The sequence below is a fragment of the Mesorhizobium sp. L2C084A000 genome, from assembly GCF_000502875.1.
In the GTDB taxonomy this organism is placed as follows: domain Bacteria; phylum Pseudomonadota; class Alphaproteobacteria; order Rhizobiales; family Rhizobiaceae; genus Mesorhizobium.
Map to the genome: position 1 here is coordinate 1 of NZ_AYWX01000075.1, position 251 is coordinate 251.

Consider the following 251-nt stretch of genomic DNA (forward strand, 5'->3'; position numbering starts at 1 on the left):
GACGACCTGATCGCGACCGGCGGCACGGCGGAGGCGGCGGTCAAGCTGCTAAGGCAGATCGGCGCCGATATTCTTGCCGCGTGCTTCGTCATCGACCTGCCGGATCTCGGCGGACGGGCGAAGCTCGAAGCGCTGGGCGTGCCGGTGCGGACGTTGATCGGGTTTGAGGGGCATTAGGGAGTAGGGAGTAGGGAGTAGGGAGTAGGGAGTAGGGAGTAGGGAGTAGGGAGTAGGGAGTAGGGAGTAGGGAG

Annotated in this window: 1 pseudogene; it reads left to right on the top strand. The window is 64.5% G+C overall.

Annotation, left to right across the window (positions count from 1 at the left end):
- Positions 1 to 177: pseudogene (locus tag X735_RS0135800) on the top strand (adenine phosphoribosyltransferase); the annotation flags it as partial.
- Between the last annotated feature and the right edge of the window lie 74 nt (positions 178 to 251).